We start from the raw sequence: 23,333 nt of genomic DNA, 5'->3' as shown, positions 1-23,333 counted from the left end.
TTGGGCCTGCCACCTCCATTGTTTGCCCCGGGCTTGCCGACAAGGCTCTGACATGACATCGACGCTCAGCAGCATTGACGATCAGGGAGGTCGGCGCCATGCCACACACACCGGAAGCAAACAGAGATATCCGTGACCTTTCGGGCGGATGGACCGTCACCGATGGCAAACACAGCGTGCCCTTGCCGGTTCCGGGAGATGTGCATTCTGCGCTTCTTGATGCAGGCATCATTTCCGATCCCTATTGGCGGGACACCGAAGTGTCGCTTGACTGGATCCATGAGAGCGAGTGGACGGCGACCAAACGGTTCGATCTTGCCGACACCGACGGCGGATACTGGACGCTCAGCTTTGACGGCATCGATTGCGTCGCCGATATCCGCTTGAACGGGAATCTGCTGGGACGCGTGGACAACCGGTTTCTGCGCCAGGATTTTGAAGTGAACGCAGAACTTCTCGAGGGTGAGAATTGCCTCGAAGTGCGTTTCCTGTCGAATTCCACTGAGGCTGCCGCCAGGGCTGCCGCATCGGCCTATCCGGTGCCCTACACAAAAGACAACAATCGCATTCCGCACTACAATTTCCTGCGCAAGACGCATTGCGATGCCGGCTGGGACTGGAACATCGCGCTGTCGCCGCTCGGATTGTGCGGGCCGGTGACACTCAAGCGCTGCGAGCTGGCGCGGATTGATGACGTGATGGTGCGGCAGGTTCATCATGACGGCAAGGTCACGCTTGAAATCGATCTGCATTACACAGCTTTCGCCGCCGGCCAGATCCAGACTTCGGCGCTGTGCGACGGGCAATCGGACGAACAGACCATTCAGGTCTGGCCCGGCGCGGGGAAAACCCGGCTGTCGCTTACGATCGATACGCCGCACCTGTGGTGGCCGGCGGGCCATGGGTCGCAAACGATTTACGACCTGAGTTTGCGGCTCGGAGAACACGCAGTCACACGCCGCATCGGCCTGCGCACCGTTGAGCTTGTCACCGATGCGGATGAGGTTGGCAGCCGGTTTGCCTTCAAGGTCAACGGGCGTGAGATCTTCATGCGCGGCGCCAACTGGATACCCGCCGACGCGCTTCCCGCCCGCGCCACGCAAGCCACTGTTCGCGACCGCCTGACTTCAGCGGTCGAAGCCAACATGAACATGATCCGGATCTGGGGCGGCGGGCAGTATGAGCCGGACTGGTTCTATGAGCTCTGCTCGGAGCTCGGCCTGATGGTCTGGCAGGACTTCATGTTTTCCTGCAGCCTTTACCCCGCTCATGATCATGACTGGCTCACAAGCGTCCGGCGCGAAGTCCGCCAGCAGATCCGGCGCTTGTCAGCACATCCCTGCATGGCGCTGTGGTGCGGCGACAACGAGGTGATCGGGGCGCTGACCTGGTATCCCGAAAGCCGTGCCAACCGTGACCGCTATCTCGCCGTCTACGCGCGGCTCAACGCGAGCCTCGAAGAAGCGGTCGCGGAGGAAAAGCCCGACATCGCCTTCTGGCCGTCCTCCCCCTCGGTCGGGCGGCTTGATTTCGGCGATGGCTGGCATGATGACACCTCGGGCGACATGCATTTCTGGGATGTCTGGCACTCGTCGAAGGACTTTGAGCATTACCGCACCGTCCGCCCACGCTTCTGCTCGGAATTCGGCTTCCAGTCGTTTCCATCCAACCGGGTGATTGCGAGTTTCACCGAGGAAGACGACCGCAATGTCTCCTCGCGGGTGATGGATGTTCACCAGCGCAATCATGGCGGCAACAGCCGCATCGTAGAAACGCTGGCGCGCTATTTCCGCTTTCCCGAGAAGTTCGAGGACATGACCTGGCTCAGCCAGGTGAGCCAGGCTCTGGCGATGAAAACCGCAATCGAGTTCTGGCGATCGTCCAAGCCGCGCTGCATGGGCACGCTCTACTGGCAGCTCAACGACACCTGGCCGGTGGCGAGCTGGGCATCGCTGGAATATGGCGGTGGCTGGAAGCTGACCCATTACCTGGCGAGAAAATTCAACGCCCCGGTGCTGGTGACAGCACAACCAGACGCAAAGACCGGCGACATCTTGCTCTGGGCGATCAATGATACAGCGGAAACTGTCCACCTGCACGTCACCGCCTGCCGGGTCTCGACGTCAGGCCCGGTGAGCGAAGCGGGACACTGGGCGCTGCATTGTCCCACCGACCGCGCCGTCGAGGTTGCACGGATTCCACTCGGAGTTCTCGCCGATGACGAATTCCTGAACTTGAGCTGGCAGGACCCCGATGGCATCCATGTCGGAGAGAACGATTATCTGCCGCGCCGGCCGAAGGACTATCGTTTCGCGAGCCCGGATATCCACATGGAGGATGACGGCGACAGTATCTCGTTGACCAGCGATCTGCCTGCGCTTTTTGTCACACTCGATCATGGCGGGTCGGACATCTGGTCGGACAACGGCTTCACGCTTCTGCCCGGCATCCCGAAAGTGGTGCATCGCGCCCGGGCGCGCGGCGGGATTCATGGTGATCGCGAGATCCGGCATCTGGGCAGACAGGCCCGCGGGTAAGAAAACCCTGACTGTTTGGCCGAACCCAAAAATGCTGGGGTTTGACTCAACGCAACGGCTTTGCGAGACGCAGGTAAAACGATATACCGAAAGCGGAATCCCCTTCCCCGGAAACGGACAATAAGCCCAATCCGGCCGATTTGAGTGCGTCTGCGAGCGTCATTCGCAAACAGCGCAGCAAAAACACGAAGAAAGTTGCGAAAAATGGGCAAGAACGCTGCCATTCAGGACCGCAAGACGGACGCCATCGCACGGGGCGTCGGCATGATGACGCAGATCTACGCGGATCGCGCCGAAAATGCCGAGATCTGGGACGTTGAAGGAAACCGATACATCGATTTCGCCGCCGGTATCGCCGTCGTCAACACAGGCCACCGCCACCCCAAGGTGATTGCAGCGGTCAAGGCCCAACTCGACCGTTTCACCCACACCTGCCACCAGGTAGTGCCTTACGAGAACTACGTTCATCTGGCCGAACGGCTGAACACGCTGGTGCCCGGCGACTTCGAGAAGAAGACCGTCTTCGTCACCACCGGCGCCGAAGCCGTCGAGAACGCCATCAAGATCGCCCGCGCCGCGACCGGCCGCACCGCGGTTGTGTCGTTTTCCGGCGCCTTTCACGGCCGCACCTTCATGGGCATGGCGCTCACTGGCAAGGTGTTTCCCTACAAGGCGGGCTTTGGCGCGATGCCAGGCGACGTCTACCATGTCCCCTTCCCGGCCGAATTGCATGGCGTTTCGGTCGAGCAGTCGATGATGGCGCTCGAAACCCTGTTCAAGGCCGATGTCGATCCGGCGCGGGTTGCGGCCATTATTTTGGAACCCGTGCAGGGCGAAGGCGGGTTTTACGAGGTGCCGGCAGGCTTCTTCAAGCTGCTGCGCGAGATCTGCGACAAGCATGGCATCCTGCTGATTGCCGACGAGATCCAGACCGGCTTTGCCCGCACCGGCAAGATGTTTGCGATGGAGCACCATGGCGTCGCACCCGACCTGATGACGATGGCCAAGGGCCTTGCCGGCGGCTTTCCGCTCGCAGCCGTCACCGGACGCGCCAGCGTGATGGATGCCGCCAACCCGGGCGGACTGGGCGGCACCTATGGCGGCAATCCGATCGGCATCGCCGCGGCCCATGCCGTGCTCGATGTGATCGAAGAAGAAGAGCTTTGCGAGCGCGCCATGCAGCTTGGCAACCGTCTCAAGCAGCGCCTGCAGTCGATCCGCGAGGATGTCCCCGAGATCGTTGATATCCGCGGCCCCGGCTTCATGAACGCCATCGAATTCAACGATATCAAAACCGGCAAGCCGAGCCCCGACTTTACCAACGCGGTCAAGAACCGTGCCCTTGAAAAGGGGCTCATCCTCCTCACATGTGGCGTCTACGCCAATGTCATCCGTTTCCTGTCACCGATCACCATTCAGGATGCGGTTTTCCAGGAAGCACTGGACCTTCTTGAAGCGTCCATCCGTGAAGTTCATTCAGAAATTGGAGCCACTGCATAATGACCAGCAAACCCCTCGCAGACATGCTGAAAGATCCTAGCCTACTTGTCAGTTCAGCATATGTTGGCGGCTCCTGGGTGAAAGCCGCACCAAGCGGCAAGACCTTCAATGTCCTCAACCCTTCAACCGGTGAAGTGATCACCGCGCTGCCGGATCTGGGTGTGGACGAAACAAAGGCAGCCATCGATGCAGCCTATGTGGCGCAGAAGGACTGGGCAGCCAAAACCGGCAAGGAACGCAGCACCGTGCTGCGCAAGCTCTATGACCTGATGGTCGCCAATGCCGACGATCTGGGCGCAATCCTGACGGCCGAAATGGGCAAGCCGCTGGCGGAAGCCAAGGGCGAGATCCTTTATGGCGCGAGCTTCATCGAGTGGTTCGCAGAAGAAGCCAAGCGGGTCTATGGCGACGTCATTCCGGGCCATCAGCCCGACAAGCGCATTGTCGTGATCAAGCAGCCGGTCGGCGTCGTTGCCTCGATCACACCGTGGAACTTCCCCAACGCCATGATCGCGCGCAAGCTCGGACCGGCGCTCGCGGTCGGCTGCGCCTTTGTCGCCAAGCCTGCCGGCGAGACGCCGCTTTCTGCCCTGGCGATGGCCAAGCTCGCGGAAGATGCAGGCCTGCCCAAGGGTCTTCTCAGCGTGATCACGTCCAGATCAAGTTCAGCCATCGGCCAGGAATTCTGCTCCAACGACAAGGTGCGCAAGATCACCTTCACCGGCTCGACCGAAGTCGGCCGCATCCTGATGCGCCAGTCGGCTGACCAGATCAAGAAGACCTCGATGGAACTGGGCGGCAACGCGCCGTTCATCGTCTTTGACGATGCCGATCTCGACGCCGCGGTCGAAGGCGCGATGATCTCGAAGTACCGTAACAACGGCCAGACCTGCGTCTGCGCCAACCGCATCTATGTTCAGTCCGGCGTCTATGATGCATTCGCGGAAAAGCTCGCCGTTGCCGTTGGCAAGATGAAGGTCGGCGACGGGTTCGGCGACGGTGTCACCACCGGGCCGCTGATCAGCGAAGACGCGGTCACCAAGGTCATCGAGCATATCGAGGACGCCAAGAGCAGGGGCGCCAAGGTGGTGACTGGCGGTACCCGCCACAATCTCGGCGGCACCTTCTTCCAGCCGACGATCCTGACCGGCGTGACCCGCGAGATGAAGGTGGCCGGCGAGGAGACCTTCGGACCAGTGGCGCCGCTGTTCAAGTTCGATACTGTCGAGGACGTGATCGAGCAGGCCAATGACACGATTTTCGGACTGGCGTCGTATTTCTATGCCAAGGATCTTACCAAGGTCTGGCGCGTGGCCGAAGCGCTGGAATACGGCATGGTCGGCGTCAACACCGGCCTGATCTCGACCGAGGTAGCGCCTTTCGGCGGCATCAAGCAATCCGGCCAGGGTCGCGAAGGCTCGAAATACGGCTGCGATGATTACCTGGAAATCAAGTACATCTGCCTCGGCGGGATCTGAGTTTCAGCGATCAACGACCGGGGCGCGGACCATTATCCCGCCCCGGTCAACCCAGATAGCGAGTTCGGCTTTCCCAGCCCTGCCCGCTCCCCGCTTGCTCCGGGGCGTCTCGCGACAATTCACTCTTCCCAATCAGTGCCGGCCGGGGGACGGTCGCGGCTCTTCTCGGTTTTGATCGCCTCTTCCGCTTCCTCATTATCGTCGGCAGTCTCGTCTGCCGGCGCATCGTTGTGATCCTGATCGGTCAGGGCAAGGCGGTAATACATAGGAAAGTGGTCAGACCCCACAAACGGTAACCGTTCGATCTTCACAAGCTCGAACTGGTGCGAGTGGAAAATGTGATCCAGTGGCCAGCGGATGAACCAGTATCGCGCGTCAAACGAATTGAACAGACCGCGGCCCTGACGCGGATCGAACAGTCCGGAAATCCTCAGAAACCGCCGCGTTGTTCGCGACCAGGCGACATCGTTGAGATCGCCGGCAACGATCAATGGCAGCTTCTCATCTTGCGCCTCTTCGGCCACAAGCAGGATTTCGGCGTCACGACCGAGCGTGTCGCGAAGCGGTAATGGCGGCTCCGGATGAAGCACGATGATCCGCATGTCCTTGCCGCCCGGCAGCTCTACGACACACGAAATGCTTGGCACTTCATCGTTTAGCAAGAACCGCACGGTGCTTTCACGCAACGGGTAGCGGCTGGCAAGCATCATGCCGTAGCTGTCTTCCTGCGGTTGCTCGACAGTCTCGCGAAACTCGGCAAGACAGGGTTTGAGTGCCTCTGCCCATGCGCTGTCGGTTTCCATGAAGACCGCTATGTCGGGTTGCCTTTCGCGGACCAGATCGACAACACGCTGATAGTCCCTGTTGCCCTGCTTGACATTGCATGAAAGGACCGAGATCGTCGACGCGGCGCCAATGTCGCCTTCAAATCGAGCGGTCTGCTTCTGCCAGATCGGCGTAAAGCGCAGCACATAGGGAAGCTGGATGGCAATAGCGGTGCAAGCCATGACGATGGCTGCGAGGACGACCCATGACTGCGCCCCAACGATCAGTGCCAGCAGAATGACAATGGCTGAAACAGCGATCGCCTGCAACCGGCCAAAATCGAACGACCGCACGCTGCCGTGCGCGATGGGAAAAAGCGGCACAACACTGGCAATCAGACAGATCGACGCCAGTAGAACGAGAATGGCCGGAAACATGTGGTTACTCCATCGGGTGGCTGGGAACTTGTCGCGGTTGGAACCAAAGCGTTGAGCTCCAAAGCAAGATGGCTCTGCTTGGGTCGCACCAATTCGCCGGCGCCAAATCGATGGCATCATCGCGGTATTGGAAAGTCCCGTTTGGTGGCGCCAGAACCGAGAGTATCAGCAATCTCTCTGGCTCTTGATGTCGAACAAGCGCAGGCTGGTCATGTAATCGCGAGCGTCTGCAATTGCTGATCAACGCAGCACTTGCCTGTCGGTTCCCGATCTTCGGTGAAAACCCTCCTGCAGGTCCAGATGCGGTGTCAACTAAGCCAGGCCGTAGCGTCCAGTCGCTGACCATGCCGCATCCTTCTTTCAACGCCTCGATCTCGTGGTTGGGCGCGCGACGAACAACCGGGTGGGTTGCCGGTCGCGCGCACCGCCATAACTGTGCACAAATCACTGCCGCCATCCCAAACCTTCCAACTGCTTAGCTTGAAAATCCCCCGACTTTTTCCGCAAAATTGCGCCGGATGTCATACTCCTCTCACTCCCGCTGCCGGATGGATCGCGAACGCTTCGGTTCAGGTGGGAGGAAGCGCCCTTCAGACCTTGCCGTAACGTGCGGCAAGACGCGGAGGGAGGCGGTGACCAGTGTGGCTCCGTCGGCGTTCCTGCTCTTCGCGAATGAAAAGCGGGTTCAGTCGGCCACCGGTGAAGCGCCCTGCCCCTTGCCTTTGGGCGACCCGGGCAGACCGCGCTGAAACGGGCCTGTGGCGGAGGTTTGTCTTACCGTGCTTGCCTGCGCTCAAGTGGTCTCACTTGGACGAAAACGGGCCTGCATGGCTTTCAAGTCAGATGCTTCGTGCCGGAAACCACCAAGACATGCTTCGGACGCGGCCCCTGTCCAGGGTGAGCGCCTCGAAGCGGTGACTGCCTGTCGGATGCGGACATCATCCGGCGAGTTTCGGGTCCGCGCGCGGGTGCGCCAGCAACCCTACTACCACCACTTCAGAGGCGACGCCCGCGCGCGACCCTCCGAACCAGATGTCATCTCACACCCCGGCGGTTTTCCCGCGCGGCATTGCGGATGGCTGTCTTTTTGTAAGCTATGATTTACGGAATTTGCCAGCCCATTAGCGGAAAGCGAAGCCCCCTACCCCAGGATCCCCGGCAGATTAAGCCCATGTTCGCGCGCGCAATCAATGGCGATCTCGTAGCCCGCATCGGCGTGACGCCAAACGCCAGACGCCGGGTCGTTCCAGAGAACGCGTTCGAGGCGTTTGGCTGCCGACCCGGTACCGTCAGCGACGACGACCATGCCGGAATGCTGGGAAAAGCCCATGCCGACGCCGCCGCCGTGATGGATCGACACCCATGTGGCGCCGGAAGCGGTGTTGACGAGCGCATTCAGGAGCGGCCAGTCGCTGACAGCATCCGAACCGTCCTTCATGGATTCGGTCTCGCGGTTGGGCGAGGCCACCGAGCCCGAATCAAGGTGGTCGCGGCCAATGACGATGGGGGCCTTGAGTTCGCCGGACGCCACCATCTCGTTGAAGGCGAGGCCGGCGCGGTGGCGGTCGCCGAGACCGATCCAGCAAATGCGCGCGGGCAGGCCCTGGAAAGCGATGCGCTCGCGGGCCATGTCGAGCCAGGCGTGAAGATGGGTATTCTCCGGGAACAATTCCTTCATCTTGGCGTCGGTCTTGTAGATGTCCTCGGGATCGCCCGACAGCGCCACCCAGCGGAACGGGCCGATGCCGCGGCAAAACAGCGGGCGGATATAGGCAGGCACGAAGCCGGGGAAAGCGAAGGCATTTTCAAGGCCCTCGTCCTGCGCCACCTGGCGGATGTTGTTGCCGTAATCGAGTGTCGGCACACCGGCGTTCCAGAAATCGACCATGGCGCTGACATGAGCCTTCATGGAAGCGCGGGCAGCTGTTTCGACAGCCTTGGGATCGCTCTCCTGCTTGGCGCGCCATTCGGCCACGTTCCAGCCCTGCGGCAGGTAACCGTGCAGCGGATCATGCGCAGAAGTCTGGTCAGTGACAATGTCGGGGCGCGGGCCACCTGCCTTCATGCGCGCTGCAAGCTCGATGAAGACATCCGCCGCGTTGCCAAGAAGGCCGACAGACTTTGCCTCGCCCGCCTTGGCCCACTCATCGATCATGGCGAGCGCCTCATCGAGCGTATGGGCCTTGGCGTCGACATAGCGGGTGCGCAGGCGGAAATCGATGCGGGTCTCGTCGCACTCGACGGCCAGGCAGCAGGCACCGGCCATCACGGCTGCCAGCGGCTGGGCGCCGCCCATGCCGCCAAGACCTCCGGTAAGTATCCACTTACCTTTTAGATCGCCGCCATAGTGCTGACGCCCGGCCTCGGCGAAAGTCTCGAAGGTGCCCTGCACGATGCCTTGGGTGCCGATATAAATCCAGGAGCCGGCGGTCATCTGGCCGTACATGGCAAGGCCGCGCTTGTCCAACTCGTTGAAATGGTCCCAGTTGGCCCAGTGCGGCACCAGGTTTGAGTTGGCAATCAGCACGCGGGGCGCATCGACATGGGTGCGGACAACAGCGACCGGCTTACCCGATTGCACAACAAGCGTTTCGTCGTCATTGAGCTCTTTCAGCGATGCCACGATCTGGTCGAAATCCTTCCAGGTCCGCGCCGCCCGGCCAATGCCACCATAGACCACCAGCTCATGCGGGTTTTCGGCTACATCGGGGTGCAGATTGTTCATCAGCATCCGCATCGGCGCTTCGGTCAGCCAGCTCTTGGCGGTGATCTCGGTGCCGGTCGGTGGATAGACGTCGCGCTGATTGTGTCTCGGATTGGTCATGATCGGGCTCCCAGTGAAGGTGCGATGTCTGCAAGTGAGGTGAGAATGGACTTGAGGTGGACGCGCAGCCGGTCGGCTTTGGCCGGATCGTAGTCGAACGGCAAAGTTTCGGATGCGAGATGCGTGCTTTGCGCCAGTTCCATCTGGATGGCGTGGAGGTTGCCGGCAGGCCGGCCGTAATGGCGGGTGGTCCAGCCGCCCTTGAAGCGTCCATTGACGATGCTCGAATAATCTTCGGCGCCAGCGCAGATGCCGGACACAATTGCTTCCAACACAGGGGCGCAGGTCGTGGCCATATTGGTGCCGATGTTGAAATCGGGAAGCCGGCCTTCGAACAGGAACGGAATCTTCGAACGGATCGAGTGGCAATCATAAAGGATCGCCACGCCGTGGATCTCGCGGACGCGCATCAGTTCGGCCTCAAGTGCTGCGTGATAGGGCGCGTGCCAGGCGAGCCGACGGGCTTCGATTTCGGCCTCATCCGGCTCGTCGAGCCAGAGCGGTTCGCCATCGAAATCGGTCATCGGCACCAGGCCGGTGGTGTTTTGCCCCGGATAAAGGCTTGCGCCCGATGGGTCGCGGTTGGCGTCGATGACATAGCGATGGAAATTGGCGCGCACGGTGGTGACACCATCAAGCAGGCCATCGTAAAGCCGGTCGATGTGCCAGTCGGTGTCGGACAATGTCTGGCCGAGCGGCGTCAGTCGGGCGAAGATATCATCAGGCACATAGGTGCCAGTGTGCGGCAGCCCCAGAACAATCGGCCCGTCGCCGCGCTTGACCTCGACGGGGGTCATGCTGCGTCTCCAGCAAGCAATCTGGCCACATCACATTCGCTCTGCACCCTGCCCTCAGCCACAAGTGCCGCGGCCTGTGCGATGTCGCCCGCCATGAAGCGGTCATCGGTGAGTGTGGCGAACTCGGAACGGATGAGCTTGAGCGCCGACAGCAGAACCGGGCTTGTGGTCAGCGGCGCGCGGAACTCGACGCCCTGCGCCGCGCACATCAGCTCGACGCCGATGATGACGTTGAGATTGTCGTTCATACGCAACAGCCTGCGCGCACCGTGGGCGGCCATGGAAACATGGTCTTCCTGATTGGCCGACGTCGGGGTGGAGTCGGTCGAGCAGGGATTGGCGAGATGCTTGTTCTCGCTCATCAGCGCGGCTGTGGTGACCTCGGCGATCATCAGACCGGAATTGAGACCCGGCGCAGGTGTGAGGAAGGGCGGCAGGTCGAACGAGAGCGTCGGGTCGACCATCAGCGCCACGCGGCGCTGGGAAATGGCGCCGATTTCGGCAATCGCAAGCGCGATCTGGTCGGCGGCGAAGGCCACCGGTTCGGCGTGGAAGTTGCCACCCGAGACGATCTTGCCTTCAGCGACCAGCACTAATGGATTGTCGGAAACGGCGTTGGCTTCTATTTCCAGCGTCTGGCCCGCGAACCGCAACAGATCCAGCGCCGCGCCAGCCACCTGCGGCTGGCAGCGGATGCAGTAGGGATCCTGAACGCGGGTATCGCCGTCGCGGTGGCTTTCGCGGATTTCGGACCCGTCCATCACCGCGCGCATGGCGCGGGCAACATCGATCTGGCCGCGATGACCGCGGAAGGCATGAATGCCCGCTTCCAACGGCGCAGTCGATCCCATGATGGCGTCGGTCGAAAGACAAGACGAGACGACACTGGCCTCAAGATTGCGGATGGCAGAGAAAAAGCCGGTGAGCGCGCAGGCGGTGGAGAATTGCGTGCCGTTGATCAGGCCAAGACCCTCCTTCGGCGCGAGCACTGCAGGTTCAACACCGGCCTTCTTCAGCGCCTGGGATGCAGGCATGCGCTCGCCGTTCAGGATTGCCTCGCCTTCGCCGATCATCGCCGCCGCCATATGCGCGAGTGGCGCGAGATCGCCCGAGGCGCCGACAGAGCCCTGGCTCGGGATCACCGGGGCAACGCCCTTGGCAAGCATGTCCTGGATCACCGACAGGGTTTTCCAGGTAATGCCGGAAGCCCCACGTCCGGCCGAGAGCAGCTTGAGCGCCATCATCAGCCTTGTGGTCGCCACATCGAGCGGTTCGCCGACGCCGCAGCAATGGGACAGGATCAGGTTTCGCTGAAGCTGTGCGGTATCGCCGGGCTTGATGCGGACGCTCGCCAGTTTGCCGAAGCCGGTGTTGACGCCATAGACCGCCTCATCGCCGGCAGCCGCCTGGCGGACAAGCTCGGCTGCGGCCTCGATGCCGGGAAGCGCGCTGTCATCGAGAACCACCGCCACCTGGTCGCGCCAGATCTGCTCGAGTTGGCCAAGTGTCGCCTGGCCGGGCAATAGTGTCAGCGTCACAGTTCGCCTCCATAAATCCGCTTCCAGAGCGGGTTGAATCCAATACGGTAAGCCAGTTCAGCCGGGTGTTCGACATCCCAGATGGCGAGATCGGCGCGCAGGCCTGGCCTGATCTGACCGGCATCATCGAGACCGAGTGCGCGGGCTGCGTTCCTGGTAACACCGGTCAGCGCTTCTTCCGGCGTCATCCGGAACAGCGTGCAGGCCATGTTCATGCTGAGCAGCAGCGACGACATCGGCGACGAGCCCGGATTGCAATCTGTCGCCACGGCCATCGGCACGCCATTTTCACGAAACGCATCAATTGGCGGCGCGGCTGTTTCGCGCAAGGTGTAGAAAGCGCCCGGCAGGATGACCGCCACGGTGCCCGCCTTTGCCATCGCCTGCGCATCGGCTGCATTGGCGTATTCAAGATGATCGGCGGACAGCGCGCCATAGTCGGCCGCGAGCCTGGCGCCGCCGAGATTGGAGAGCTGTTCGGCGTGCAGCTTGACCGGAATGCCAAGCGATCCGGCCTTGTCGAACACGCGGGCAATCTGGGCCGGCGAGAAGGCGATGCCCTCACAGAAGCCGTCGACCGCGTCGACGAGACCTTCGGCATGCGCGGCTTCAAGTCCGGGCACGCAGACCTCATCGATATAGGCGTCGGCGCGATCCCTGTATTCGGGCGGTACCGCATGGGCGCCGAGATAGCTGGTCCTGACGCGAACCGGGCGCTGCGCGGCGACAGCTTTCGCGGCGCGCAGCATCTTCAGTTCGTTCTCGACATTCAGACCGTAGCCGGACTTCATTTCGATGGTGGAAACACCTTCAGCGATCATTGCGTCGACGCGGGTCAACGCTCCTGCGACCAGGTCGTCTTGAGTGGCGGAACGCGTTGCAGCCACAGTCGAAACAATGCCGCCACCTGCGCGGGCGACTTCCTCATAGGTTGCACCTTCGAGACGCATCTCGAATTCCCGGGCACGGTTGCCGCCATGAACCACATGGGTGTGGCAATCGATCAGCCCGGGCGTGACCAGCCTGCCGCCGAGATCGATCGTTTCCTGATCGGTGAATTCGGCAGGTAAATCTCGCGCCGGGCCTGCCCATACGATGCGATCGGCCCGGGTCGCTATAGCCCCCTGCTCCACCAGCCCGTAAGCTGGCGTACCGTCCATGGTCGCCACTGTCGCGTTGAGAAGAAGCATGATTTCGCCGTTGTTATGTCCGTGTTATTGGATTATAAGTATATACATAAAAACCTGTCAAGAGGCGTGGAACGATGGTGTCTGTCTGGGCTGAGAAAGCGTTGCTGGAGAATGGATGGGCGGAAAACGTGCTCATCGGGATCAGTCCAGAGGGTCTGATCGAAAGCATTGTACCCGGTCGGGCGGCGACTGGCCAGACTACCGGCATCCTGCTGCCGGCCCCTGCCAATTGCCACAGTCACGCGTTTCAGCGCGCCATGGCCGGTCTCACTGAAAAGCGCGGACCGAATCCCTCCGACTCTTTCTGGACCTGGCGACAGCTGATGTTCCGGTTTCTCGATCGTCTGACGCCGGAGCATGTCGAGGCGATTGCCGCCTTCGTGCAGATGGAAATGCTGGAAGCCGGTTATTCCGCCAATGTCGAGTTTCACTATCTGCATCACCAGCCCGGCGGCGTGCCCTATGCCAATGTCGCTGAAATGGCGGAGCGGATCGCCGCCGCCAGCGCCACCACCGGCATGGGACTGACGCTCTTGCCGGTGCATTACCAATATGGCGGCTGCGACAAACGTCCGCTGGGCCCGGGACAGGTCCGCTTCGGCAACACGCTCGATGCCTATACCGAGCTACATGCCAGATCGACTGAAGCGATTGCCCACCTCCCCACGGACAGCCGGATCGGCGTGGCGCCACACAGCCTGCGTGCCATCGCTGCCGAGGACCTCGCCCATCATGCAGACATTGCGGGAGCCAATCCGCTGCACATGCATCTGGCGGAACAGATCGCGGAAGTCGAAGAGATTGAAGCCGCCCATGGCAAGCGCCCGGTGGAGTTTGTGCTCGACACGATGGAACTCAATGACCGGCGCTGCTTCATTCACTGTACCCAGATGCTGCCGCATGAAACCGAAGGTCTCGCCAAAAGCGGTGCGGTGGCCGGACTTTGCCCGATCACTGAATCAAGTCTTGGCGATGGCATTTTCGATGGAGTGCGCTGGTTTGAAAACGGCGGCGCCATAGCTGTCGGCTCGGATTCCAATATCCGGATCTCGCTGTCGGAAGAACTCCGCACGCTCGATTACTCACAGCGGCTGCGCGATCATTCCCGTGCGGCGCTGGCCACGCCGGACAAATCCACCGGGCGTCGCCTGCTCGACGCGATCAACGCGGGCGGCGCGACTGCTTCGGCACGAAACAATGGCGTGCTGGCGGTCGGTAAACTCGCCGACATGATGGCGCTCGACAGCGAGGCTGTGGATCTGATCGGCAGGACCGGCGACACCATTCTCGATTGCTATATGTTTGCCGGTGAAGACCGGATGGTAAAGGATGTCTGGTCGGCGGGTCGGCACATGGTAACACATGGTCAGCATATCAAACGAGAGGCCATTGTCTCGGCCTATGCCCGGACGATGAAGGAGCTTGGAGAAGCCATTTGAGCGGCGGGGAATTCAACAGTTGGCAAACGGTGCAGGCGGAAGTTCTGCGCCGGATCAATGCCCGCGAATGGAAGCCGGGCGACTTCATCCCCAATGAAGCCGAATTGTCGATCGAGTTCGGTTGCGCCAGAGCGACGGTCAACCGGGCGCTGCGAAATCTCGCCGACTCCGGCCTGCTCGACCGGCGCCGCAAGGCGGGCACCCGCGTGGCGCTGCATCCGGTCCGCAAGGCCACACTCGATATTCCGGTGATCCGCTACGAGATAGAAGGCAAGGGCCAGACCTACCGCCACATCGTTCTGTCGCGACAGATGGGGATACCACCATCAGGTATCCGGGCCCGATTGCAAACAGAGCCCGGCGTGAAACTGCTACACCTCGTCACGCTTCACCTGGCAGATGGCAAGCCTTACGTTTTCGGTGACCGCTGGATCAATCCGGAAGCGGTGCCCGGCATTGAAACTGCTGATCTGACGGCCAAGAGCGCCAATGAATGGCTGGTGTTGAATATCCCGTTCGAGGGCGGTGACTTCTCGTTTTCAGCCATGACTGCAGGACAGAGAGAAGCCGAAATCCTGGCATGCAAGGAAGGCGAAGGACTGTTCGTCATCGACCGCAGCACCTGGAACAAGACCCACGTCATCACATCGGTGCGGCTGACGTTTGCGCCCGGCTACAGGATGCATACGGAAATCTGAAAACTGTGCCCCGAGAACGGGCTATTTGCCCTTCCAGACCGGATCGCGCTTTTCCGAAAACGCCTTGAAGCCTTCAAGATTGTCTTCAGACCCATAGAGCGTGTCGACGGTTCTGAGTTGGCGTCTGGTCACCTTGTTCATGGTGTCCTGGAATTTCTCGCCCTCGGCTTCGCGCACCACTTCCTTGATCGCGGCAAAGACCAGCGGCGGACCACCGGCCAACAGATTGGCCATGTCCCAGGCCTTGTCCATCAGCTCATCAGCCTTGTGGATGTGGTTGACGAAACCCCAGCGGTGGGCTTCCTGAGCATCCAGCCAGCGGCCAGTGAACAGCATTTCCATGGCGACATGATAGGGAATGCGCTTGGGCAGCTTGATCGAGGCGGCGTCGGCCACCGTGCCGGAGCGGATTTCGGGCAGAGCGAATGACGCGTGTTCGGCAGCCAGGATGATGTCGCAGGAGAGCGCGATCTCGAGCCCGCCGCCGCAGCAGATACCGTTGACGGCGCAGATCACCGGCTTGTTGAGATGCGGCAGTTCCTGCAGCCCGCCAAAGCCGCCAACACCATAGTCCCCATCGACCGCATCGCCATCATTTGCGGCCTTCAGATCCCATCCGGGGCAGAAGAACTTTTCGCCGGCAGCGGTCAGGATAGCCACGCGCAGATCCGGGTTATCGCGGAAATCGCGAAACACATCGCCCAGGATCCGGCTGGTAACCAGATCGACTGCGTTGGCCTTTGGCCGGTCGAGCGTGACTTCGAGCACATGTCCAACAATGCGGGTTCTCACAGGTCCGGTCATGGGTGGTTTCCTTTTCTCATTCAGGCGTCAGTGAGGCGGATCAGCGCATCGACGGCGATGGCGTCGCTCACGCGGGTGATCAGCGGATTGACTTCGAGTTCGACCAGGCGGTCGCTGTGCGCCGTTGCATAGCGGCAAATCGCCAGCACCGCATCAACCAGGGCTTGCATGTCGGCGGCAGGTTTGCCGCGATAGCCTTCAAGCAGCTTGCCAATCCGCAGGCCTTTCAGCTCGGCCTCGATTTCGGTTCGGCTGGCAGGCAACAAGAGGCTGACGGTATCGGCCAGCAGTTCCGTCAGCACGCCACCCGCACCGAGTGTCAGAAGGAACGTGCCGGTAGGGTCCCGGGTGATGCCCACGAGAACTTCTGCGATCCCACCGACCGCCATTTCCTCAACCAGAAACTCTGAGGTGGCAGACTGCATCTGGCGCGCGGCAGCACTCAGGCTTGAAGTATCAGGAATATTGAGCGCAACCAGACCGGCTTCACTCTTGTGCGCCAGGCCAACACCCTTGAGGACAACAGGGAAAGTAAGCGTGGAGGATTTCTCAATCAACTCGTCAACTGACATCGCCTGCATCGACCGCGGGCTCTTCAGCCCGAAGCCAGACAGGGCCTCTTTCGACGCGGCCTCGCTCAGTATGGATGACGAGCCTGTTGTTTCAGCCGCAAGCACCAGAGGCTCCGGAGCAGCCGTCTCCATTCGACCAGCCGTGATGGCTGCTTCGATGGCGGAGATGCCCTCGCTCATGCCGTGAAGAACGGCAACGCCCCCTGCCATGAACTGCCCAGTGAAATGATCTGACATGTTTTCAGGCAGGCTCGCAAGCACGGCCACGCGCGCGTCCGTCTGCGCCTTGGCGGCGATAATTGCGTCCACTGCGCATTGATAGCCCGACGGATCGCAGCGGTCGGCGCGGGGCATATCGAGTATGAAAACCGTGAGATCGAAACTCTCGGCCATCACGGTCGAGAACACCCGGCTCATGCGCGGCGTGTCGCCCCAGATGAAGGTGTGATAATCGAGCGGATTGGCGATGGTGACGATGGGCCCGAGTTCGGCTTTCAAGGCTGCGCGCTGGCTAACTGCGAATTCAGTGAAATCCAGACCGGTGCCGTTGCTCAGATCGGCCATCAGGCTTGCTTCGCCGCCCGAACAACTGACCGAGCAGACCGATGCGCCCGGCAACGGGCCGATGGCATGCAGGAGCTTGAGCGTTTCCAGGAACACCGCGATGGTTTCAACCTCGATGATGCCCAATCGCTTGAGCAGCGCCGATCCGGCTGCGGCACTGCCAGCGAGCGAGGCGGTGTGGGTCATGGTGGCGGCGCGGGCCTTGTCGGAGCGGCCGATCTTGATGGCGACCACCGGCTTGCCTTTGGCGCGCGCCTTGGCGGCGAAGGATTCGAGCGCCCGGATGTCGCCAAAGCCTTCGAGATAGAGCCCGATTGCCGTGACCCGATCATCCTCGAGCAACGCCTCGGCGATGGCGCTGGCGCCAACCTGCGCCTGATTGCCGGCTGCAACCACGTAGGCAATCGGCAGGCCACGGGCCTGCATGGTCATGTTGATGGCGATGTTGGAGGATTGTGCGACAATCGCCACGCCACTCTCTTGCGCCGTTCCACCGTGCTGATCCGGCCACAGCGTCACGTTGTCGAGATAGTTGAGCAGACCGTAGCAATTGGGCCCAAGGATCGGCATGTTGCCTGCAGCCTTGATCAGCCGCTCTTGCAAATCAGCGCCACCGGCTGTTTCGGCTTCGCTCTCGAGAAAGCCCGAAGCAAAGCAGGTTGCCCCGCCCGCGCCCATGGCGCTCAGCCGTTCGACGACCTCGATCGTCGCATCACGGTTGACGCCGATGAAGCTCGCATCGGGTACGCCCGGCAGGTCATCAATAGAGGCCAAACAAGGCACGCCAAGCACATCGGCGCGCTTCGGATTGACCGGCCAGATGTCCCCGTCAAAGCCGGATTTCTTCAGCTGCGCCACGACATTGACGGCCCAGCCGCCGCCGAACAGGACGATGGATCGGGGCCTCAGGAGGCGTGAGAGATCGCGGGTCATTCGTCGGTGTTCGCGTGCTCGACATGGCCGAGATCGCGATCCGGATCGACGCGGTCGCGCACCCTGCCCTTCAATGTCTTCACGTCAGGAAAGCCGCCGTCGCGCTTGCGTTCCCAGATCAACTCGCCATCGACCTCGATGGTGAAGATACCGCCGGTGCCCGGCACCAGCGTGACCGAGCCGAGTTCCTCCGAAAAGGTCGAAAGCAGCTCCTGCGCCATCCAGCCGGCGCGGAGCATCCAGTTGCACTGGCGGCAATAGGTGATGGTGATGGCCGGTTTCATGATGTGATGCCCGATTGTTGCATGGTGATGTCTTATGCCCCGAACGGCCGCAGCAGCGCGCGCGAGATGATGTGGCGCTGGATCTCGGATGTGCCTTCCCATATGCGTTCGATGCGGGCGTCGCGCCAGATGCGTTCGAGCGGCAACTCGTCCATCAGGCCCATGCCGCCATGGATCTGGATGGCCTCGTCGGCGACCATGGCGAGCATTTCCGTGGCCTTGAGCTTGGCCATCGCCATGTCGGCATCTGTCGCTGTGCCCTGGTCGAATTTCCAGCCGGCTTCGAGGATCATCAGCTCGGCGGCTTTCATCTCCATCGCCATATCGGCCAGCTTGAAGGAGACGCCCTGGAACTTGCCGATCGGCTGGCCGAACTGTTCGCGCGTTGCCGCCCATTCGACCGAGTGCTTGAACGCGCGGTCGGCGCGGCCGAGACAGGTGGCCCCGACCTGCAGACGCGTAGCGCCGAGCCAGGTGTTGGCGACCTCAAAACCCTTGTGGACTTCGCCGAGCACGTTCTCTGCGGGCACGCGGCAATTGTCGAATTCGAGAATGGCATTGGTGTAGCCGCGATGGGAGACATTTCGGTAGCCGTCGCGAACCGCATAGCCGGGCGTGCCCTTGTCGACAAAGAAGGCTGTGATCAGCTTCTTGCGCCCGCGCGGGGTATCTTCCTCGCCGGTCGCCATGAAGGCGATGGTGAAATCGGCGATATCAGCGTGGGAGATGAAATGCTTGGTGCCGTTCAAAACCCAATCGGTTCCGTCCTGTTTCGCGCTGGCCTTCATGCCGCGCAGATCAGAGCCGGCGCCGGGTTCGGTCATCGCCAGGCAATCCCATTTCTCGCCAGCCACGCAGGGATCGAGATATCGGGCGCGCTGGTCTGGCGTCCCGGCGCAGAGGATATTTGAGGGGCGCGCGACGCAGGTCCAGTGCAGCGCGTAATTGGCGCGGCCGAGTTCCTTTTCATAGAGCAGCCATGTTGGCGTATCGAGGCCGGCGCCGCCGAATTCTTCCGGGATGTTGGCAGCGTAAAGGCCCGCGGCAATCGCCTTCTGCTGGATCTCGCGCACCAGATCCAAATCAAGATGGCCGGTGCGTTCAACCTGAGCTTCATGCGGATAGAGTTCATTCTCGACGAAAGACCTTGTGGTCTCAACGATCATGTCCTGTTCCTGGGTCAGTCCGAAATCCATAGTCTTAAACCTTTGGGTCTGGGTTTTCAGTGTGGCCATCAACGGGTATCACCTGGCCCGAAACCAGCCGTGCGCCCTCGGACGCAAGGAACACGGCCATGTTGGCCACGTCCTGGGCGGTGACGAAGGAGCGCATCGACACGCCGGCCTCGTAGCCTGCCCTGATGATCTCGGGCGTTGTGCCCTTGGCTTTCGCTTCGCGTGCGATGACGCCATCAATCCGCGGTCCCTCGACGCAGCCGGGCGCAATCGCGTTGGCGCGGATGCCGAAGGGGCCAAGCTCCATGGCGAGCGTCTTCATCAGGCCGATCTCCGCCCATTTCGCCGCAGCATAGGGCGCGCGGTTGGGGAAGCCGTTGATGCCGGCATTGGACGAGGTGATGATAATCACGCCTGATTTCTGCGCCTTCATCATCGGTGCAGCATATTTCGCGGCCAGAAACGCGCCTTCAAGATTGACGGCGATGCAGCGGCGGAAATCCTCGGGCTCGACGTCCTCGACCAGCGCGGTGGGGCCGGCAATGCCTGCATTGGCGCAAACCACGTCAATACTGCCCCATTCGCTTGCGATGCACTCGAACACGGTGCGCATATGCTCGGGATCGCTGGCGTCGCCTGCCATTTTCAGCCAGCTGTCCGGGCACTCGGCCAGCACCTGCTCGTTCATGTCAGTGATAAAGACCCGTGCGCCTTCAGCCGCAAAGGTTTCAGCCATTGCCTTGCCGATGCCGGACCCGCCGCCAGTGATGAGAACGCGCTTGCTCATATCGTGTTCCACTCAGTCGCGCATGCTGGCGGGCTTGGCCAGCTTCGACTGGGCTTCGCCAAGCGCAGTGATCTTTGCCAGAACCTCGCCTTCGGGCTCGCAAGCGCGGCGGGTCTCAAGCGAGACATGGATGAGAAGCTGGTTGCATGTGGCAAGCAGATCTCCGTCAGACGTCCGGATCATCTCGTGATACATGCGCAGCTTCTTGCCACGGGCTTCGAGAACCTGGGTGCGGACGTGGATGACGTCGCCGAGATGGGTCTCGTTGAGATAGCCAATTTCATTGGAGACCGTGAAATAGGACAGGCCGCCGGCAATGTAGCCTTCGTCGGCGCCAACCATCTGCATGACCACGTCGCCCGCGTCGGAAAAGACCTGGCCGTAACGGCTCTCATTCATGTGGCCGTTGTAGTCCATCCAGTCGACCGGGATAACGCGCTCAAGTGTCATGAACGGCTGATCAGTGTCCTCTGGCAGCGGTGGCTTGATACGCGCGTCCTGGGCGTTGAGCAGTTCGCCAGCACCCCAGTTTCTTCCCTTCAAGGCCCGCATCATCGCAACCAGATTGTCGTCGCGGATGCGCTCAAGTTCACGGATCGAATGCATGCCTGACTGCGCGTCCGACTGATCGGCAATCATGTTGGTCAGTTCTTCGGTGAGTTCCGGCACGTCCATCAGCTTGGTCCAGGGCCAGCTGAGACATGGGCCGAACTGGGCGATGAAATGGCGCATGCCCGCTTCACCGCCGGCTATGCGGTAGGTCTCGAACAGACCCATCTGCGCCCAGCGCATGCCGAAGCCGTAACGGATCACGTCGTCGATTTCCTGGGTGGTGGCGATACCGTCCTTGATCAGCCACAGCGCCTCGCGCCAGACGGCTTCGAGGAACCGGTCGGCGATATGCGCGTCGATCTCCTTGCGCACGATCAGCGGTTTCATGCCGATGTCTTCAAGCACTTGTTTGGCGCGTTCGGCCGTTTCCTGGACACCGACAAGCTCGATCACCGGCAGCAGATAGACCGGGTTGAACGGGTGGGCGACAAAGATCTGTTCGGGGCGTGCAGCACCCTGCTGCAGCTCAGACGGCTTGAAGCCCGAGGTGGACGAGCCGATCAGCGCTTGGTCACTGCAGTGCTTCTGGATTTCGGCAAAGATGATGTGCTTGATGTCAAGGCGCTCTGGCGCGCTTTCCTGGATCCAGTCGGCACCGGCAACAGCGTCGGCAATCGAAGCGGCATAGCTGAGCTTGCCCTCCTTCGGCACGGTCACATCCGAGAGTGCAGGCAAGGATCTTCTTGCGTTGGCAAGCACCTCACCAACCTTGCGTTCAACTTCCGGATCAGGATCGGAGACGACCACATCCCAGCCGTTGAGAAGGAAGCGCGCAGCCCATCCGCCACCGATAACACCGCCGCCGATGATGGCGGCTTTCATAATCTTGCTCATGCGTTTCGCTCTCTAGCAATAGTGGAATCTGTCAGGGGAACCCGCTCGCCTGCGCGGATCACAGCCGGATCGTAGGCTGTGCGGGCAAAGACCTGCTCGACCATGTCGCGGAAGAATTCGATGCCTTCATGCGGATAGTCGGGGTCAAAACTGTTCTGGTCCCAACGCTCGCAGAATGTGGCGCAGTCATCGTAACAAGGGTGATCCTTGTAGGCGTCGCGGGAATTTGGATTGCCGCCAACATGGTGGGCGTAATAGAGTTTCTGGAAGTCCCCATGTTTTTCCACCACCCAGGCGCACTGCTCGCGCACGAAGGGTCTCAGGATGGCTGCGGCATATTCATCGTGATTGTAGGGCGCGTAGATATCGCCGATGTCATGCAGCAAAGCCGAAACCACCCAGTCGACATCGGCGCCATCGCGCCAGGCACGGGTGGCACATTGAAGCGAATGGCCAAGGCGCGTGACCTGATACCCGGACAGGCTCTCGTCGAGCTCCACCATGGCCCCGAGAAGTCGCTCCGCGGTTTTTGAGGCATAGTCGATCTCGTGGCGGGTGAGGAACTCATAGTCCTCCCGGTCGCCATCCTTCATCGCGGTAAACTTGACCGTCTCCATGTCATCCTCCCCGTGGGGTCTATGATGCTGCAGGTGCCCGCTTGGTCAGCTTGAGCCGTTCGCGGACTTCCTGCGGACCGATGACTCGAGCGCCCATGTTTTCGACGATCGTCACCGCGCGCTCGACCAGTTGCGCGTTGGTGGCGAGTTCGCCCTTGCCGAGCCAGAGATTATCCTCAAGGCCAACGCGGACATTGCCGCCGGCCAGCACGGAGGCTGCGACATAGGCCATCTGGTTGCGGCCAAGCGCGAAGGCTGACCAGTTCCACTCGGCGGGCACATTGTTGACCATCGCCATGAAGGTATTGAGATCGTCGGGCGCGCCCCAGGGAACGCCCATGCAGAGCTGCACCAGCGCGTCAGGCGCCAGCACGCCTTCCTTGACCAGTTCCTTGGCAAACCAGAGATGGCCGGTGTCAAAGGCCTCGATTTCCGGCTTCACGCCAAGCTGGGTCATCATGCCGCCCATCGCCCGCAACATGCCCGGCGTGTTGGTCATGACGTAGTCAGCCTCGGCAAAATTCATCGTGCCGCAATCAAGCGTGCACATTTCGGGCAGGCATTCGAGAATGTGCTTCATGCGTTCGGATGCGCCGACCATGTCCGTTCCGACCGGATTGAGCGGCAACGGCCTTTCGGTCGGTCCGAACGTAATGTCACCGCCCATTCCTGCGGTCAGGTTCAGGACGACATCGACTTCGGCCTCGCGGATGCGCTCGGTGACTTCGCGGTAGAGCGCGACATCACGGCGCGGCGCGCCGGTCTCGGGATCGCGGACATGGCAATGAACAATGGCAGCACCGGCCCTGGCGGCATCGATCGCCGAATTGGCAATCTGCTCTGGCGAACGCGGCACATGCGGGCTGCGATCCTGGGTGGCGCCGGATCCGGTGACGGCGCAGGTGATGAAAACCTCGCGGTTCATGGTCAAGGGCATGCAGCAAAACC

General features: G+C 61.2%; 18 protein-coding genes. 5 read left to right on the top strand and 13 right to left on the bottom strand.

Annotated elements, in window-relative coordinates:
• Positions 1–98 precede the first annotated feature (98 nt).
• The 3 genes from WNZ14_RS10115 (at position 99) to WNZ14_RS10105 (ending at position 5,515) form a co-directional block, all read left to right on the top strand.
• On the top strand, positions 99–2,537 hold the full coding sequence (locus tag WNZ14_RS10115) for a glycoside hydrolase family 2 protein (RefSeq protein ID WP_342868435.1): 2,439 nt from the start codon (positions 99–101) through the stop codon (positions 2,535–2,537).
• Positions 2,538–2,741: 204 nt separating this feature from the next.
• Positions 2,742–4,037 (top strand): 4-aminobutyrate--2-oxoglutarate transaminase, encoded by a 1,296-nt coding sequence (locus WNZ14_RS10110; RefSeq protein ID WP_342868434.1) that lies wholly within the window; start codon positions 2,742–2,744, stop codon positions 4,035–4,037.
• Positions 4,037–5,515: an NAD-dependent succinate-semialdehyde dehydrogenase gene (locus tag WNZ14_RS10105; protein WP_342868433.1), complete on the top strand. Its 1,479-nt coding sequence runs from the start codon at positions 4,037–4,039 to the stop codon at positions 5,513–5,515. Before WNZ14_RS10110 ends, WNZ14_RS10105 begins: the two co-directional genes overlap by 1 nt.
• Positions 5,516–5,634: 119 nt before the next feature.
• On the opposite strand, the gene WNZ14_RS10100 is transcribed toward WNZ14_RS10105, so the two are convergent.
• The 5 genes from WNZ14_RS10100 to hutI form a co-directional block, all read right to left on the bottom strand.
• On the bottom strand, positions 5,635–6,717 hold the full coding sequence (locus WNZ14_RS10100) for an endonuclease/exonuclease/phosphatase family protein (RefSeq protein ID WP_342868432.1): 1,083 nt from the start codon (positions 6,715–6,717) through the stop codon (positions 5,635–5,637).
• Positions 6,718–7,858: 1,141 nt separating this feature from the next.
• Positions 7,859–9,541 (bottom strand): urocanate hydratase, encoded by a 1,683-nt coding sequence (hutU, locus tag WNZ14_RS10095; protein WP_342868431.1) that lies wholly within the window; start codon positions 9,539–9,541, stop codon positions 7,859–7,861.
• Positions 9,538–10,338, bottom strand: a complete 801-nt coding sequence (gene hutG / locus WNZ14_RS10090) for an N-formylglutamate deformylase (protein WP_342868430.1) — start codon at positions 10,336–10,338, stop codon at positions 9,538–9,540. The genes hutU and hutG overlap by 4 nt, the downstream gene beginning before the upstream one ends.
• A complete protein-coding gene (gene hutH, locus WNZ14_RS10085; RefSeq protein ID WP_342868429.1) occupies positions 10,335–11,876 on the bottom strand; it encodes a histidine ammonia-lyase in 1,542 nt (513 codons plus the stop codon). The genes hutG and hutH overlap by 4 nt, the downstream gene beginning before the upstream one ends.
• Positions 11,873–13,066 carry an imidazolonepropionase gene (gene hutI / locus WNZ14_RS10080; RefSeq protein WP_342868428.1) on the bottom strand — a complete coding sequence of 398 codons (1,194 nt, stop codon included), beginning with the start codon at positions 13,064–13,066 and terminating at the stop codon, positions 11,873–11,875. Before hutI ends, hutH begins: the two co-directional genes overlap by 4 nt.
• Before the next feature lie 74 nt (positions 13,067–13,140).
• Between hutI and WNZ14_RS10075 the strand changes: the two genes are divergently transcribed.
• Positions 13,141–14,505 (top strand): formimidoylglutamate deiminase, encoded by a 1,365-nt coding sequence (locus tag WNZ14_RS10075; protein WP_342868427.1) that lies wholly within the window; start codon positions 13,141–13,143, stop codon positions 14,503–14,505.
• On the top strand, positions 14,502–15,203 hold the full coding sequence (locus tag WNZ14_RS10070) for a GntR family transcriptional regulator (RefSeq protein ID WP_342868426.1): 702 nt from the start codon (positions 14,502–14,504) through the stop codon (positions 15,201–15,203). The genes WNZ14_RS10075 and WNZ14_RS10070 overlap by 4 nt, the downstream gene beginning before the upstream one ends.
• Positions 15,204–15,224: 21 nt before the next feature.
• Here WNZ14_RS10070 and WNZ14_RS10065 read toward each other — a convergent pair whose 3' ends face one another.
• The 8 genes from WNZ14_RS10065 to WNZ14_RS10030 are packed head-to-tail and all read right to left on the bottom strand — an operon-like array spanning position 15,225 to position 23,322.
• The gene (locus tag WNZ14_RS10065) at positions 15,225–16,007 is read right to left on the bottom strand and encodes a carnitinyl-CoA dehydratase (RefSeq protein ID WP_342868425.1); all 783 of its coding nucleotides are present in this window, start codon (positions 16,005–16,007) and stop codon (positions 15,225–15,227) included.
• Between the two features lie 20 nt (positions 16,008–16,027).
• Positions 16,028–18,076: an acetate--CoA ligase family protein gene (locus WNZ14_RS10060; protein WP_342868424.1), complete on the bottom strand. Its 2,049-nt coding sequence runs from the start codon at positions 18,074–18,076 to the stop codon at positions 16,028–16,030.
• Positions 18,073–18,360, bottom strand: a complete 288-nt coding sequence (locus WNZ14_RS10055) for a SelT/SelW/SelH family protein (RefSeq protein ID WP_342868423.1) — start codon at positions 18,358–18,360, stop codon at positions 18,073–18,075. Before WNZ14_RS10055 ends, WNZ14_RS10060 begins: the two co-directional genes overlap by 4 nt.
• Before the next feature lie 32 nt (positions 18,361–18,392).
• Positions 18,393–19,556, bottom strand: coding sequence for an acyl-CoA dehydrogenase family protein (locus tag WNZ14_RS10050; RefSeq protein WP_342868559.1), 1,164 nt, complete (start codon positions 19,554–19,556; stop codon positions 18,393–18,395).
• Between the two features lie 4 nt (positions 19,557–19,560).
• Entirely contained in the window at positions 19,561–20,322 is a 762-nt protein-coding gene (locus tag WNZ14_RS10045) for an SDR family oxidoreductase (protein ID WP_342868422.1), read from the bottom strand.
• A 12-nt stretch (positions 20,323–20,334) separates the two neighbouring features.
• Positions 20,335–21,768 carry a carnitine 3-dehydrogenase gene (locus WNZ14_RS10040; protein WP_342868421.1) on the bottom strand — a complete coding sequence of 478 codons (1,434 nt, stop codon included), beginning with the start codon at positions 21,766–21,768 and terminating at the stop codon, positions 20,335–20,337.
• Complete coding sequence (locus tag WNZ14_RS10035; RefSeq protein ID WP_342868420.1) at positions 21,765–22,385, bottom strand: HD domain-containing protein; 621 nt, start codon at positions 22,383–22,385, stop codon at positions 21,765–21,767. The genes WNZ14_RS10040 and WNZ14_RS10035 overlap by 4 nt, the downstream gene beginning before the upstream one ends.
• Positions 22,386–22,404: 19 nt before the next feature.
• Positions 22,405–23,322, bottom strand: coding sequence for a 3-keto-5-aminohexanoate cleavage protein (locus tag WNZ14_RS10030; protein ID WP_342868419.1), 918 nt, complete (start codon positions 23,320–23,322; stop codon positions 22,405–22,407).
• Between the last annotated feature and the right edge of the window lie 11 nt (positions 23,323–23,333).

It is taken from the genome of Hoeflea sp. AS60 (genome assembly GCF_038900115.1).
GTDB lineage: Bacteria > Pseudomonadota > Alphaproteobacteria > Rhizobiales > Rhizobiaceae > Hoeflea.
Note: the sequence above shows the minus strand (reverse complement) of the source record. Positions and strands in the feature narration are given on the sequence as shown.